At 64.7% G+C, this 13,110-nt stretch carries 14 protein-coding genes and 2 tRNA genes; 6 read left to right on the forward strand and 10 right to left on the reverse strand.

Translation table 11 applies throughout. From position 1 onward, the window contains the following. Window positions 1–101: 101 nt before the first annotated feature. On the forward strand, window positions 102–626 hold the full coding sequence (locus tag ACZ1II_RS18120) for a hypothetical protein (protein ID WP_465144997.1): 525 nt from the start codon (window positions 102–104) through the stop codon (window positions 624–626). A gap of 64 nt (window positions 627–690) precedes the next feature. Here the strand turns inward: ACZ1II_RS18120 and ACZ1II_RS18125 are convergent, their stop codons facing one another. The 5 genes from ACZ1II_RS18125 to tkt all read right to left on the reverse strand — a co-directional run bounded on the left by ACZ1II_RS18125 (window position 691) and on the right by tkt (window position 7,289). Next, entirely contained in the window at window positions 691–1,602 is a 912-nt protein-coding gene (locus ACZ1II_RS18125; RefSeq protein WP_465144998.1) for a fructose bisphosphate aldolase, read from the reverse strand. An 82-nt stretch (window positions 1,603–1,684) separates the two neighbouring features. Beyond that, on the reverse strand, window positions 1,685–2,791 hold the full coding sequence (locus ACZ1II_RS18130; RefSeq protein ID WP_465144999.1) for an acyltransferase family protein: 1,107 nt from the start codon (window positions 2,789–2,791) through the stop codon (window positions 1,685–1,687). Between the two features lie 30 nt (window positions 2,792–2,821). Continuing rightward, window positions 2,822–4,021, reverse strand: coding sequence for a phosphoglycerate kinase (locus tag ACZ1II_RS18135; RefSeq protein ID WP_465145000.1), 1,200 nt, complete (start codon window positions 4,019–4,021; stop codon window positions 2,822–2,824). A gap of 255 nt (window positions 4,022–4,276) precedes the next feature. Beyond that, window positions 4,277–5,284: a type I glyceraldehyde-3-phosphate dehydrogenase gene (gap, locus tag ACZ1II_RS18140; RefSeq protein ID WP_334182709.1), complete on the reverse strand. Its 1,008-nt coding sequence runs from the start codon at window positions 5,282–5,284 to the stop codon at window positions 4,277–4,279. A 16-nt stretch (window positions 5,285–5,300) separates the two neighbouring features. Continuing rightward, the gene (tkt, locus tag ACZ1II_RS18145; RefSeq protein WP_465145001.1) at window positions 5,301–7,289 is read right to left on the reverse strand and encodes a transketolase; all 1,989 of its coding nucleotides are present in this window, start codon (window positions 7,287–7,289) and stop codon (window positions 5,301–5,303) included. Between the two features lie 189 nt (window positions 7,290–7,478). On the opposite strand from tkt, the gene ACZ1II_RS18150 reads away from it, so the two are divergent. From ACZ1II_RS18150 to ACZ1II_RS18165, 4 genes are all read left to right on the forward strand, one after another. Continuing rightward, window positions 7,479–7,736: an MCP four helix bundle domain-containing protein gene (locus ACZ1II_RS18150; protein ID WP_465145002.1), complete on the forward strand. Its 258-nt coding sequence runs from the start codon at window positions 7,479–7,481 to the stop codon at window positions 7,734–7,736. Between the two features lie 4 nt (window positions 7,737–7,740). Further along, complete coding sequence (locus ACZ1II_RS18155; RefSeq protein ID WP_465145003.1) at window positions 7,741–8,076, forward strand: cell division protein ZapA; 336 nt, start codon at window positions 7,741–7,743, stop codon at window positions 8,074–8,076. A gap of 441 nt (window positions 8,077–8,517) precedes the next feature. Next, complete coding sequence (locus ACZ1II_RS18160) at window positions 8,518–9,120, forward strand: 5-formyltetrahydrofolate cyclo-ligase (RefSeq protein ID WP_465145004.1); 603 nt, start codon at window positions 8,518–8,520, stop codon at window positions 9,118–9,120. A 1-nt stretch (window position 9,121) separates the two neighbouring features. Continuing rightward, on the forward strand, window positions 9,122–9,337 hold the full coding sequence (locus tag ACZ1II_RS18165; RefSeq protein WP_465145005.1) for a DUF2842 domain-containing protein: 216 nt from the start codon (window positions 9,122–9,124) through the stop codon (window positions 9,335–9,337). 119 nt (window positions 9,338–9,456) lie between these two features. Here ACZ1II_RS18165 and ACZ1II_RS18170 read toward each other — a convergent pair. Continuing rightward, window positions 9,457–9,533: transfer RNA gene (locus ACZ1II_RS18170), tRNA-Asp, on the reverse strand. Window positions 9,534–9,596: 63 nt separating this feature from the next. Next, window positions 9,597–9,673: transfer RNA gene (locus ACZ1II_RS18175), tRNA-Asp, on the reverse strand. Between the two features lie 78 nt (window positions 9,674–9,751). On the opposite strand from ACZ1II_RS18175, the gene ACZ1II_RS18180 reads away from it, so the two are divergent. Beyond that, a complete protein-coding gene (locus ACZ1II_RS18180; protein ID WP_465145006.1) occupies window positions 9,752–9,907 on the forward strand; it encodes a hypothetical protein in 156 nt (51 codons plus the stop codon). A gap of 190 nt (window positions 9,908–10,097) precedes the next feature. Here ACZ1II_RS18180 and ACZ1II_RS18185 read toward each other — a convergent pair whose 3' ends face one another. Genes ACZ1II_RS18185 through ACZ1II_RS18195 form a run of 3 tightly spaced genes read right to left on the reverse strand, consistent with a single transcriptional unit; the run spans window position 10,098 to window position 13,108 of the window. Continuing rightward, window positions 10,098–10,694: a YdeI/OmpD-associated family protein gene (locus ACZ1II_RS18185; protein ID WP_465145007.1), complete on the reverse strand. Its 597-nt coding sequence runs from the start codon at window positions 10,692–10,694 to the stop codon at window positions 10,098–10,100. A gap of 13 nt (window positions 10,695–10,707) precedes the next feature. Continuing rightward, the gene (locus tag ACZ1II_RS18190) at window positions 10,708–12,051 is read right to left on the reverse strand and encodes a dihydrolipoamide acetyltransferase family protein (protein ID WP_465145008.1); all 1,344 of its coding nucleotides are present in this window, start codon (window positions 12,049–12,051) and stop codon (window positions 10,708–10,710) included. A gap of 4 nt (window positions 12,052–12,055) precedes the next feature. Continuing rightward, a complete protein-coding gene (locus tag ACZ1II_RS18195) occupies window positions 12,056–13,108 on the reverse strand; it encodes an alpha-ketoacid dehydrogenase subunit beta (RefSeq protein ID WP_465145009.1) in 1,053 nt (350 codons plus the stop codon). Window positions 13,109–13,110 lie beyond the last annotated feature (2 nt).

The following is a 13,110-nucleotide window of genomic DNA, read 5'->3' on the forward strand; positions in this document are numbered from 1 at the left end:
GTTCAGCCGCGATGCGGTTTTCTGCCGGGATCGCCGCTCGGCCAAGACAGACACGTGTGAGGATCATGAGACGACGCGCCCTATCGACCGCACTTTCGCTCATGACCGCCCTAGTCGCGCTTTCGGCCTGCCGGATCATTCCGGAAACGCCGGGTGGAGCGCCGCCCCGGCCCGTCGAGGCGAACCGCCCGCCGCCGCCTGCGCCCGAACCGGATGTCGTCGAAGCCGATCCCCGGACAGAGACGCCGCCTCCGACCGATTTCTACACCCCGCAATCATCCGCCCCGGCGTCAACCCCGCCCGCTCCCTATAGCGGACCGCCCCTGGCCTATACCCGCATCGGTGAGACGATCTACGTCGACGGGCCAAAAGTGACGCCGCTGGCCCTGCTGGAGGACAGCCGCTGCGCCGCAGGGACACAGTGCGTCTGGGCCGGACGCCTGCGCGTGCGCGTGCGGATCGATCTCGGCTCCGGCCCGCGCGAAATGGACATGACGCTCGGCCAGCCCGAGCAGGTCGCCGACGGCCAGCTCAATCTGCTGGATGCCCTGCCCCATCCGATCGGCGGCAAGAAGCCCGCGCCGCTCGCCTATCAGTTCGGATTCCGCTTCATGGGCGGCCTCTGAGAAACGAGAAAGGGCGGCGCCTTGCGGCACCGCCCCTCCCTCAAGCGAAATCCGCCGGAGCCGTTCAGGCAGCCGCAGCGGCACCGATCTTCTGGGTCGAGCCCTTGAAAATCTCGTCGATCGCCTCACCAAGCGCGGCATCGAACTCGGCATCGCTCATCGGCGCGCGCAGGTCCTGGAGCAGCGCGCGGCTGAAGCTGGCGATGATGCCCTTGTTCTTCGCCAGTTCGACGCAGGCCTCGGGACGCTCGTAGCCGCCCGAGAGCGCGACCACGCGCAGCACCTTGGGGTGCGAGACGAGCGGATCGAAAGTACCCGGCACGATCGGCAGCGAGAGCTTGAGCATCACCCGCGTGCCTTCCGGCAGCGCGTCGAGATTCTTGAGCAGCTCGGCGAGCAGAATTTCGTCGCACTCGGCGCGGGTCTCGCTCTTGATGTTCACTTCCGGCTCGATGATCGGCATCATGCCGTGCGAGAGCACCTGCTGGCCGACCTCGAACTGCTGCTTGACGACGGCGGCGATGCCCTCGGCATTGGCCGAGTGGATGACCGAGCGCTCCTTGGTGCCATACACGCCGAGCGCCTTCGAGCGTTCGAGTAGGGCGTCGAGGGTCGGCATCGGCTTCATCAGCTGCACGCCGTTCGCCTCGTCCTCAAGACCCTTGTCGATCTTGATGAAGGGCACCACGCCCTTGGCGATCAGGGCCTGCGGAGTGGGCACGCCGGCGACTTCGCCATCCATGGTCCGCTCGAACAGGATCGCGCCGATCACCTTGTCTCCGGTGAAGGCCGGCGATGCGATGATGCGGGCGCGCATCTGGTGGATCAGACCGAACATCTCTTCTTCGGTCGACCAGGCGCCTTCCTCGATGCCGTAGCCCTTGAGCGCCTTGGGGGTCGAACCGCCGCTCTGGTCGAGCGCAGCGATGAAGCCGTTCCCGCCGGCCATCTTGGCCGTCATCTCTGAAAATTCCATTGTTTTTCTCCTCCTAGATTGTGTGAGCAATCTTGAAACGGGCTTATTCTCCGAGGCTCCGTTTCGCAACTGCGGCAAAAGGCTATCCGTCCGTTGGGCGACCCGTTCCGGCGAAGAGCCGCGCCTGCTTGCGGCGGCGCAGCATGTCGGACAGCAGGGTGCGGGCAGGCACGTCGATCCAACGCACGCAGAACCACGCGGTGGCAAGGCAGGCGCCGAGATAGACGAAGGCCATTAGCACTTCGTTGTAATGCAGGTCGTCCTTGAAGTAGCGCATCGGCTCGATCAGCGCCCAGTGCACGGCATAGAGCGCGAAGGATACTTCGCCCACGAACCAGGCCGCGGGGGCCAGCCTGCGCGAAGGCTCGACGCGCGAACCGAACCAGACCAGCAGCGGCGAAATCACCAGCGTGCAGGCGAGATCGAAATGGCTCTCCGCGATCCATTTTGGATCAGCCAGCAGCATCGCGGCAATGGCGGCCAGGCACAGAAGCCCGCCCAGCTTCGCCGGTCGATGCGCGGGCTGGCGCAGCCGGGCGATCAGTATGCCCGCGCAGAACGAATAGAGCGTCCGCGCGAGGGCCAGCGACCACTCGTGCCAGACCGCCCCGATATTGCCCGAGCCGTTCTCCAGAACAGCAGGCACGAAGTGCCAAGCCGAAACCACGCAAACCGCCAGCAAGGCGAGGCGCGGAAGCCGGAACAGCACGAGGATCATTATCAGATTAGCGACCAGCTCGTAGAACAGCGACCAGGCCGGGACATTGAGCGGGAACAGCGTCCCCGTCAGCGGCGAGGGGATCATCAGCGCATTAAGCGCCGTGCTGATCACGATCGTCGGCAGCTTCAGCGAGGTATCGCCGCCGGTATAGTGGCGCACCACGCCCACGGTGGTCGTCAGCGCGATGCCGACGAGGAACAGCGGATAGAGCCGCACCAGGCGCTTCGTCATGAAGTCGCCGGTGCCCATCCCGCCCTGCCAGCGCGGCAGGTAGCTGGTGCAGAGCACGAAGCCGGACAGCGCGAAGAAGAAGTCCACCGCGACATAGCCGTGCGGGGCCTGCGAGATGTTGAAATGGAACAGCGCGACGGCAAGCGCGGCGATCCCGCGCATGCCGTCGAGCGTTACATAGCGGCCGTGCCAGGGCAGTTGCCGCTCGGGGCGAGCGGCAGGCATCGATGTGTTCATGCTTGCCGCCCCTCCCCAGCCGGTGTCGGATCAGGCCGAAAGCGCGGCGACGCCGGGCAGTTCCTTGCCTTCCATCCATTCGAGGAAGGCACCGCCCGCCGTCGAGATGTACGAGAAGTCGTTCGCCACGCCCGCATGGTTGAGCGCCGCGACGGTGTCGCCGCCGCCTGCGACCGAGACCAGCGAACCTTCACGGGTCAGCGCCGCTGCGGTCTTCGCCAGCGCCACGGTGGCAGCATCGAAGGGCACCGTCTCGAAGGCGCCGAGCGGGCCGTTCCAGACGAGCGTGCGGCAGGTCTTGAGCACGTCGCTGAGGGCTTCCACGGCGAGCGGGCCGACATCGAGGATCATCTCGTCGGCCGCCACTTCATGGACGTTGCAGGTGCGCAGCGAAGGCGGGTTGGCTGCAAATTCCTTCGAGACCACCACTTCGTAAGGCAGGTGCACGGTGCAGCCCGCCTTGTCGGCGGTATCGAGGATCTCGTTGGCGGTGCCGGTCAGGTCATGCTCGCAGAGCGACTTGCCCACGTCCACGCCCTTGGCGGCGAGGAAAGTGTTGGCCATGCCGCCGCCGATGATCAGGTGGTCGACCTGGGTGACGAGGTGCTTGAGCACGTCGAGCTTCGAGGAAACCTTGGCGCCGCCGACGACCGCCGCGACCGGCTTTTCCGGAGTGCCGAGCGCCTTGTCGAGCGCTTCCAGTTCGGCCTGCATCGAACGGCCCGCATAGGCCGGAAGCACATGGGCGAGGCCCTCGGTCGTCGCGTGGGCGCGGTGGGCGGCGGAGAAGGCGTCGTTGACGTAGAAGTCGGCGTTGGCGGCGATCGCCTTGACCAGTTCGGGGTCGTTCTTTTCCTCGCCCTTCCAGAAGCGGGTGTTTTCGAGGATGGCAATGTCGCCCGCGCGCAGAATGCCGACGGCCTGCTTGACCACGTCACCGGCGATCTCGGGCACGAACATCACTTCCTTGCCGAGCACCTTCTCGACCGCGCCGACCACCATCGACAGCGACTGGGTGGAGACGCGCTCGCCCTTGGGGCGGCCGAAGTGCGCGAGCAGGAGGACCTTAGCGCCCTTTTCGGCGAGTTCCAGCACGGTCGGCGCCGCGGCGCGGATGCGGGTGTCGTCGGTGACGACGGCGTCCTGCATCGGCAAGTTGAGGTCCACACGCACCAGCGCGACCTTACCCGTCACGTCACCAAGGTCATCCAGGGTCTTGAAAGCGCTCATTGCTCGATCCTCATCTTATGGTCGCCATGCAGCTAGCCCCGTCATCCCAGCGAAAGCTGGGACCGCTGGCCTGTTACGGCCAACTATCGTCAGGGCGCACCGCCGCAAGGTGGGCCGTTCACGGCCAGCGGTCCCAGCTTTCGCTGGGATGACGGGGTGGTGTCATTCAGCACTGCGCCGCGAAAGTCCGGTCTGGACTTCCGCGGCGACAGGCAAAGGCGGCAGACCGATTCCGATCCGCCGCCATCGTCATTTTCAGAGCAGGCCTGCCATAACGCCGGCCGTGTCGACCATGCGGTTGGAGAAGCCCCACTCGTTGTCGTACCACGACAGGACGCGGACCAGCTTGCCTTCGAGAACCGAGGTCTCAAGGCTGTCGATGGTCGACGAATGGGCGTCGTGGTTGAAGTCGATCGAGACCAGCGGCTCTTCGGTGTAACCCAGCACGCCCTTGAGTTCGCCTTCGGCGGCTTCCTTGAGCAGCGCGTTGACTTCCTCGGCGGTGGTGTCGCGCTTCGGCACGAAAGTCAGGTCGACGACCGAGACGTTCGGGGTCGGCACGCGGATCGACGAACCGTCGAGCTTGCCCTTGAGGTCCGGAAGAACGAGGCCCACGGCCACGGCGGCGCCGGTGCTGGTGGGGATCATGTTCATCGCGGCAGCGCGGGCGCGGCGCGGATCGCTGTGGATCTGGTCGAGGATCTTCTGGTCGTTGGTGTACGAGTGGATCGTGGTCATCAGACCGCGCTCGATACCGATCTTCTCGTGCAGGACCTTGGCGAAGGGCGCCAGGCAGTTGGTGGTGCACGAGGCGTTCGACACGACGACGTGATCGGCGGTCAGTTCCTTGTGGTTCACGCCGTAGACGACGGTGAGGTCCACGCCCTTGGCAGGCGCCGAGACGAGCACGCGCTTGGCGCCCGCGTCGATGTGCTTGGAGGCCGATTCCTTGTTGGTGAAGAAACCGGTGCATTCGAGTACGATGTCCACACCCTGCGCGGCGTGCGGCAGGTTCGCCGGATCACGCTCGGCGGTCACATGGATGCGCTTGCCGTTGATGACGAGGTCGGTGCCGTCGACTTCCACGGTGCCTTCGAAAGTGCCGTGGACGCTGTCGCGCTTGAACAGGAGGGCATTGGCCTTGGCATCGGCCAGGTCGTTGATCGACACCAGCTCGAGGTCATGGTCCGTGCGTTCGAGAATGGCGCGGGCGACATTGCGCCCGATGCGTCCGAAACCGTTGATCGCAACCTTGGTCGCCATAGGTAAATTCTCCTGTTTACACGCTGAGCTTGTTGAGGATCTTCGGGACGATCGCATCGACGGTGAAGCCGAAGCGAGCGAACAGGTCCTTGGCCGGAGCCGAGGCACCGAAGCGGTCGAGACCGATGTTCAGGCCGCCGTTGCGGCTCTGTGCGGTGTAGCGTTCCCAGCCCATGGTGATGCCGGCTTCGATCGAGACCTTCAGGATCGAGGCATCGTTGGGCAGCACTTCATGCTGGTAGGCTTCGTCCTGGGCGGCGAAGAGTTCCATGCAGGGCATCGAGACGACATCGGCGCCGATGCCCTGGGCTTCCAGCTCGTCCTTCACCTTCACGGCCAGTTCGACTTCCGAGCCGGTGGCGATCAGGATCACCTTGCGGTCGGCATCGGCGTGGCGGAGCGTGTAGGCACCGCGGGCCGAAAGCATGTCGCCGGTCTTGCGCAGCTGCGGCAGGTTCTGGCGGGTCAGCGCGAGGACCGAAGGGGTATCTTCGGATTCGAGCGCGATGTTCCAGCATTCCGCCGTCTCGATCACGTCCGCCGGGCGGAACACGTAGAGGTTCGGGATCAGGCGCATCGACATGACGTGCTCGACCGGCTGATGGGTCGGGCCGTCTTCGCCGAGGCCGATCGAATCGTGGGTCAGCACGTAGATCGCGCGGGTCTGCTGAAGCGCCGAAAGACGGATCGCGTTGCGGCAGTAGTCCGAGAAGATCAGGAAGGTGCCGCCGTAGGGGATCACGCCGCCATGCAGCGCCATGCCGTTGAGGGCAGCGGCCATGCCGAATTCACGGATGCCGTAATAGACGTAGCGGCCGCCGTAGTTGTCCGGGGTGAACGGCTCCTGGCACTTGGCCTTGGTGTTGTTCGAGCCGGTAAGGTCGGCCGAGCCGCCGATCATCTCGGGGATCGCCGGAGCCAGCACGTTCAGCCAATTTTCCGAGGCCTTGCGGGTGGCGACGGTCGAGTCGCTTTCCAGCCATTCGGCCAGCTTGGCGCGGATCGCGTCGGTTTCCGGCAGTTCACCGGCCATGCGGCGGCCGAATTCCTCGCCCTTGTCCGAAGCGGCGAGGCGGGCGAACCAGTCGGCGTGGGCAGCAGCGCCCTTTTCACCGAGCGAGCGCCAGTCGGCGAGGATCTCTGCCGGGATCTCGAAGGGCGCCGAAGTCCAGCCGAGGTATTCGCGGGCGGCGGCCACTTCGGCCTCGCCCAGCGCGGCGCCGTGCACGTCGTGGCCGCCCTGCTTGTTGGGGGCGCCCTTGCCGATCACGGTCTTGCAGGCGACGAGCGTCGGCTTGTCCGAAGCGGCAGCCTCGGCCAGCGCGCGTTCGATGTCGGCGAAGTCATGGCCGTCGCACTCGAACACGTCCCAGCCCGAAGCGCGGTAGCGCGCCGGAATGTCTTCGCTGGTCGAAAGCGAGGTGTCGCCGTCGATGGTGATCTTGTTGTCGTCCCACAGGACCTTGAGGCGGCCCAGCTTCAGCGTGCCCGCCAGACCGATGGCTTCGTGGTTGATGCCTTCCATGAGGCAGCCGTCACCGGCGATGACCCAGGTCTTGTGGTCGACCAGATCGTCACCGAAGTTGGCGTTGAGCTGACGCTCCGCCATCGCCATGCCGACCGCCATGGCCAGACCCTGGCCGAGCGGGCCGGTGGTGCATTCCACGCCTTCGATCAGGAAGTTCTCGGGATGACCGGCGCAGACCGAGCCGAGCTGGCGGAAGTTGCGGATGTCGTCCATCGTCGGGCTGGCATAGCCGGTCAGGTGGAGCAGCGAGTAGATCAGCATCGAACCGTGACCGGCGGACAGCACGAAGCGGTCGCGATCGGCCCACTTGGGCTGGGCGGGGTCGAACTTGAGGAACTTCGAGAACAGGACGGTCGCGACGTCGGCCATGCCCATCGGCATGCCGGGGTGGCCACTGTTGGCCGCCTGAACAGCGTCCATCGACAGCGCCCGGATGGCATTGGCCATCGGCGCGAGACGGTCAGCAGCAAGGGTCATCGTGAAAGCTCCGGAAACGGAAGGAATGGGACGATTCGAACTTGCCGACCCCCTTTAGGGCGAGGCCGTCTCCCGTCAAGTTCGCCTGATAGCGGGCATAGGCGGCTTATATGGGGGCTTGTACATATATATGCCAATCTCGTGGCCACACATTCCGCCCGGCTGATCGCCCGACTGATCGAAAGCCCTGTGAACAAGGCCATCCGATTGATTGCCTTTTGGCCATTTCACGGTAGCGCAAAATCGATGGACAAGGTGACCAACGAGGCCGCGACCGAGCAGGCAGTCGACAGGATCCGGGCAGCCCTCGCAAGGCTGGAACGCGCCGTATCGCAGAACCACGACTTGCAGGAGCGCCACGACCGCCTGCGCGGCACCGTAGAGGACGCGCTCGGCGAAATCGACGCGCTGCTCGCCGACAGCCAGCTCCCTAACCGGAAGTCCTGAGGCGATGGCGAACGTCACACTCACGATCGGCGGGCGCGAATTCATGCTCGCCTGCGCGGACGGCGAGGAAGCGCATATCACCCGCCTCGCGCAGATGATCGACGAGAAGCTCGCGCAGGCCGGAGTCGTCGGCCAGACCGAGCCGCGAATGCTGCTCTTCGCCTCGCTGATGCTGGCGGACGAACTGCACGAACTGCGCCAGCGCCCGGTTGCCGCGCCGCCCCCGCCCCCCGCTCCGGAACCGGAAATTCCCGAGGTTCTGGTCGAGGAACTCGTGCGGATCGCGGATCATGTCGAAAATCTTGCGGACCTCCTTGAGCAGCGCGCTCCGAATGCCTAAATAAGAGGCGACGGGAACTGCCCGGCACGAGCCGTACGAACATCCCTGAGGCTATAAGCAATCCAAAGGGGGCTGTCCCTGCCCGGACCCTGGTCCGATGTACATGGTCCCCACCTGACGTCGAGGCGTCAGAGGATTTCTCGAGCAAACGACCCATGGTGGTCCCGTCACCCTCTATTTCCGCTTGAAAATTCGCTTTCGCGAATTTTGCGGCACCGGCCCCAGTTCCGGCCATTTGGCCCACCCTACCACCCGCAGGATACTATCGTTGGGTGGTAGGGTGGGGCGCGGGCCGGTGCCGCAAAAATGCCCTCATGGGCATTTTTCAAACGGATTCTTATCTTTTTCGGCATGAACAGTGCCGGAATTCCGACATGCCGCGAGAGACCTTCGGTGCTATTGTCGCGGCCCTGATCAGTTCTTGCAGAAATGGGACCCTCGGTGGATTCGTCGCCCCCTCTCTCTCCGCCGTCCGAGAAAAGCGCCCTGCGCAAAAAGCACCGGGCCGCGCGTGCCGAACACGTCGCCTCGCTGCCGCAGGGCATGCGCGCGCTCGTGCTCAACCGTCCGCCCGCACCCGTCGCGGAAATGATGCCCGAAGGGCTGACCATCGGCCTCTACGCCCCCGTCGGCGACGAGGCCCCGGCCTTTGGCTGGGCGCGCTGGCTCTCCGAGCATGACCGCCGCATCGCCCTACCCTGGTTCGCCGCCAAGGACGCCGCGATGGAATTCCGCGAATGGGCCAACCCCTTCGACGAGGAACAACTGACCATCGGCCCCTGGGGCGCGCTCCAGCCGCTCCCTGATGCCAAGCCGGTGGTTCCGGCCATCGTCGTGGTGCCCCTGATCGCCTTCACGGCAGAAGGCCATCGACTCGGTCAGGGCGGCGGTCACTATGACCGCTGGCTGGAAGCCAATCCCGACGTTCCCGCGATCGGCCTTGCCTGGGACTGCCAGTTGGCCGACAACCTCCCCATGGAGCCGCACGACCGCATCCTCGATGCCGTGGTGACGCCGACGCGAATCTACGAGGGAGAGATCTGACTTGCGCGAGACCCCGACCTGGCGAATCCCCATCGGGGTCCTCGGCCTGCTCATCGCCCTGTGCGTCTACGGCCTGCTGATCGCGCGATACCTGCCGCCGGTGATCGGAACATGGCACGCCCTGCTCCAGACTCCGATCTACCTCGCGCTGGGCGTGGTGTGGATATTGCCGCTGAAGCGGTTCCTGATCTGGATGGAAACCGGACGCTGGGGGTAATATCCCAGTGTTTTTTGGGGGCGTTCTTTTTGCAGCCCGTCCGGAGCGGACAAAAGAAAAGGCCGGGCGTTAACCCGGCCTTTTTCGTTTCATTGCCTTACCACTTCCCGTGAAGGAAATGGCGCGAGTGACGGGGCTCGAACCCGCGACCTCCGGCGTGACAGGCCGGCACTCTAACCAACTGAGCTACACCCGCGCAGCAATGTATGTGAGGTTTTTAGACTACCTCAAGTCGCTGGATTACCAGCATTTTCCCAAGTGGCGCGAGTGACGGGGCTCGAACCCGCGACCTCCGGCGTGACAGGCCGGCACTCTAACCAACTGAGCTACACCCGCGTTCTTGCGGTTGCGTCCGCTTGGGAGGCCGCCCTCTATGTCAGCACCGGGTGGCTGTCAACGCGATATTCCAGCCCCATGAAGTTTTTTACGACCGAACCGCGACTAGCCTGTGGACAGTTTTGCCTGAAGCAGGATTTTTGGGGTGATTTTGCGATTTTCGTCGCGCGAAGGCGGCGTCCAAGTGGTTCACTCGAAGGAAAAATCGGCAAAAAAATTTTGGGCCAAGCCTAATTTTCTGCGGAGCTTCGTCGCCAACCTGCCCCCTCACAAAAATCGTCGCCCCCGCGAAGGCGGGGGTCCCGCTGCCTTTGCCCGCTTTTCGCCCACACCAAGAAAGCGGGGTCCCCGCCTTCGCGGGGACGACGAGACTGGGTTGGGAAAGGTAACTCGAGGGCAATGAGGACATACCCTCAGCAGGAAGTCAGGAAGGCTTACGCGGCTTCTCATATTTCCAGTTGCGCGCCTTGCCCTCGGCGATCCACTCGGCCGCCTGCGCCATGCGCTTGTCTCGCGTGGCAAGAGTCTTCGCCTCGGTGATCCATTCGAGATAGTCCCGCCGCTGGGACGGACTGAAAGCTCCGAATCCCCCCTGCGCCGCCGGTGTGGCGGCCAGCAGCGCCGCAAAGTCTTCCGGAATCTCAATTTCTGGACGTGGCTTGCGCTCGCCACCGGTCTTGAGCGCGGTGCCCTTCTCTAGCACCCGCGCCATCGCGGCTTGAAGATTCGCCGTCAGCACCGAATCGTCCGGCAGATCAGCCGTCTTCGCGATTCGCCCGAACTGGCCCATGGCGTCACCCTGCCGACCGTCACCATGAATGACGAAAGTACAGTGCGCCTTGAACGCCGCCATCCCGGCCACGTTCTTACCCCTCACCGTGAAGTGCGGCATGCCCCACTTGATCGTCTCTTCGGCACCGGGAAGCGCGCGGTGGGCCAGCTCGCGCAGATGTTCGAGAATCGGGCGGGCAAAGTCCGCGGCCTCTGCGATATAGTCATCGACGCGCGGATCCTTGCCCATTCACTCTCTCCCCTTACCCCGCAAGAATGAGCGCGGGGGCCTCGATCAGCTTCTTGAGGTCCTGTGCGAAACTGGCGGCATCCCAGCCATCTACCACGCGGTGATCGCAGGACATCGAGATATTCATGATCTTGCGCTTCTCGATACGCTCGGCGCCGTCGGCGCCCTTCACGAACATCGGCCGCTCGACGATCCGATTCGGGCCGATAATCGCCACTTCGGGACGGTTGATGACCGGCGTCGTCGCCACCCCGCCCATCGGCCCGAGCGACGTCACGGTGATCGTCGAACCCGAAAGCTCGGACGACTTGGCCGACCCATCGCGCGCCGCCTGCGCGAGACGTCCGATTTCGGTGGCAAGCTGCCAGAGGTTGCGGTCCTGCGCATCGCGGATCACCGGGACCATCAGCCCCGCCGGGGTCTGTGCCGCCATGCCGAGATGGACCGAGCCATAGCGCGTAACCACGCCCGCCTCGTCATCGTAGTGGGCGTTGAGCATCGGATACTTCGGCAGCAGCTTGCAGATCGCGGTGATGAGGAACGGCAGCATCGTCAACTTGGGGCGCCCGTCCACATTGGCTCCCCTGCCCGTGTTGAGCTGCGCACGTGTCTCCTCCAGCGCCGTCACGTCGAATTCCTCGACATAGGCGAAGTGCGGAATCTGGCGCTTGGATGCGGCCATGTTCTCGGCGATGCGGCGACGCAGGCCGATTACGCGGACCTGCTCGTCCTGCCCCTTGCGACCGGCAGGCTGGAAACCGCCCGCTGCATTGTAGGACAGGAAGGCGTCGAGATCGGAATGGCGCAGGCGGCCATCCTCGGCCGGGCGCACTTCGCCTATGTCGATACCGAGATCGGCAGCGCGCTTGCGCACGGCCGGGCTGGCCATGACTTTGGCGTGGGTGCTTGAGGGTTTTGGCGCGGGCGTGGGTGCGCGGGCTTCGACAGGCTCAGCCTGAGCGGGTGTGGGGGATGGGGCGGGAGTGGGGGCAAGCTCTACGGTAGTGCCAGATTCCACAACCTCCGCTCGTGCTGAGCCTGTCGAAGCACCGTCCACTGCCCCCTCGGCCACCTCGGCCTTCGGCGCAGGACCACGATCGACCTCGTTCCCCGCGCCTTCAACCTCGATCACCACCAGCGGCGAGCCAATGGCGATAACATCGCCCTCGGCGCCCGCCACCTCGACGACCACGCCCGAAACCGGGCTTTCCATCTCAACCGTCGCCTTGTCGGTCATCATGTCGGCCAGACGGCCGTCCTCTTCGACCGTGTCCCCGACCTTGACGTGCCAGGCGACGATCTCGGCTTCGGCGATACCTTCGCCGATGTCGGGAAGGCGGAATGTGAAACGACCCATCGGATCAATCCTTCATGAGCCGATCGACCGCCTCGCCGATGCGGACGGGACCGGGAAAATAGGCCCACTCGAGGCTGTGCGGATAAGGCGTGTCGAAACCGGTCACGCGCTCCACCGGGGCTTCGAGATGATAGAAGCAGCGCTCCTGAACGAGCGTGACGAGTTCGGCGCCGAAGCCGGAAGTGCGGGTGGCCTCGTGTATCACCAGGCATTTCCCGGTCTTCCCCACCGACTTTTCCACAGTGTCGATGTCGAGCGGGACAAGGCTGCGCAGGTCGATGATCTCGGCATCGACGCCCTTCTCGGCCAGCACCGCCTCGGCGACATGAACCATGGTGCCGTAAGTCACGACCGTCAGCGCCGCGCCTTCGCGCACCACGCGGGCCTTGCCGAGCGGGATTTTGTAGTAGCCCTCCGGCACCTGACTGCCCGGCAACCCTTTCCAGGGCCGCGAGGGGCGATCGTAATAGCCGTCGAACGGGCCGTTGTAGATGCGCTTTGGCTCGAAGAAGATAACCGGATCGTTGTCCTCGATCGCGGCGATCAGCAGGCCCTTGGCGTCGTGCGGGGTCGCCGGGATCACCGTCTTGAGACCGGCGACATGGGTGAACAGCGCTTCGGGACTCTGGCTGTGGGTCTGGCCGCCGAAGATGCCGCCGCCGAACGGCGAGCGCACCGTGATCGGCGCCACAAACTCGCCGGCCGAGCGATAACGCAGACGCGCCGCTTCGGAGACGAGCTGGTCGAGGCCGGGATAGATATAGTCCGCGAACTGGATTTCCGGCACCGGGCGCAGGCCATAGGCGGCCATGCCCACCGCCGCGCCGATGATGCCGCACTCGTTGATCGGCGTATCGAACACGCGGTTCTTGCCGAACTTCTTCTGCAAGCCCGCCGTCGCGCGGAACACGCCGCCGAAGTAGCCGACATCCTCGCCCATGATGACCACGTCGGGATCGCGCGCCATCATGATGTCGAGCGCGTCGTTGATCGCCTCGATCATGTTCATCGAGCGGCTCGGCGCGTCGTGGAGGCTGACGGGGTTTTCCTCGATCATGG

This window comes from Novosphingobium sp. BL-S-20, from assembly GCF_055521635.1.

Bases quoted from the DNA above. Each gene is read 5' to 3' on its own strand.
- ACZ1II_RS18185 (WP_465145007.1), bottom strand. From the start codon at position 10,694: ATGGGCAAGGATCCGCGCGTCGATGACTATATCGCAGAGGCCGCGGAC.
- ACZ1II_RS18180 (WP_465145006.1), top strand. From the start codon at position 9,752: ATGAAGTTTTTTACGACCGAACCGCGACTAGCCTGTGGACAGTTTTGC.
- ACZ1II_RS18155 (WP_465145003.1), top strand. From the start codon at position 7,741: ATGGCGAACGTCACACTCACGATCGGCGGGCGCGAATTCATGCTCGCC.
- ACZ1II_RS18195 (WP_465145009.1), bottom strand. From the start codon at position 13,108: ATGATCGAGGAAAACCCCGTCAGCCTCCACGACGCGCCGAGCCGCTCG.
- tkt (WP_465145001.1), bottom strand. From the start codon at position 7,289: ATGACCCTTGCTGCTGACCGTCTCGCGCCGATGGCCAATGCCATCCGG.
- gap (WP_334182709.1), bottom strand. From the start codon at position 5,284: ATGGCGACCAAGGTTGCGATCAACGGTTTCGGACGCATCGGGCGCAAT.
- ACZ1II_RS18190 (WP_465145008.1), bottom strand. From the start codon at position 12,051: ATGGGTCGTTTCACATTCCGCCTTCCCGACATCGGCGAAGGTATCGCC.
- ACZ1II_RS18130 (WP_465144999.1), bottom strand. From the start codon at position 2,791: ATGAACACATCGATGCCTGCCGCTCGCCCCGAGCGGCAACTGCCCTGG.
- ACZ1II_RS18125 (WP_465144998.1), bottom strand. From the start codon at position 1,602: ATGGAATTTTCAGAGATGACGGCCAAGATGGCCGGCGGGAACGGCTTC.
- ACZ1II_RS18135 (WP_465145000.1), bottom strand. From the start codon at position 4,021: ATGAGCGCTTTCAAGACCCTGGATGACCTTGGTGACGTGACGGGTAAG.
- ACZ1II_RS18120 (WP_465144997.1), top strand. From the start codon at position 102: ATGACCGCCCTAGTCGCGCTTTCGGCCTGCCGGATCATTCCGGAAACG.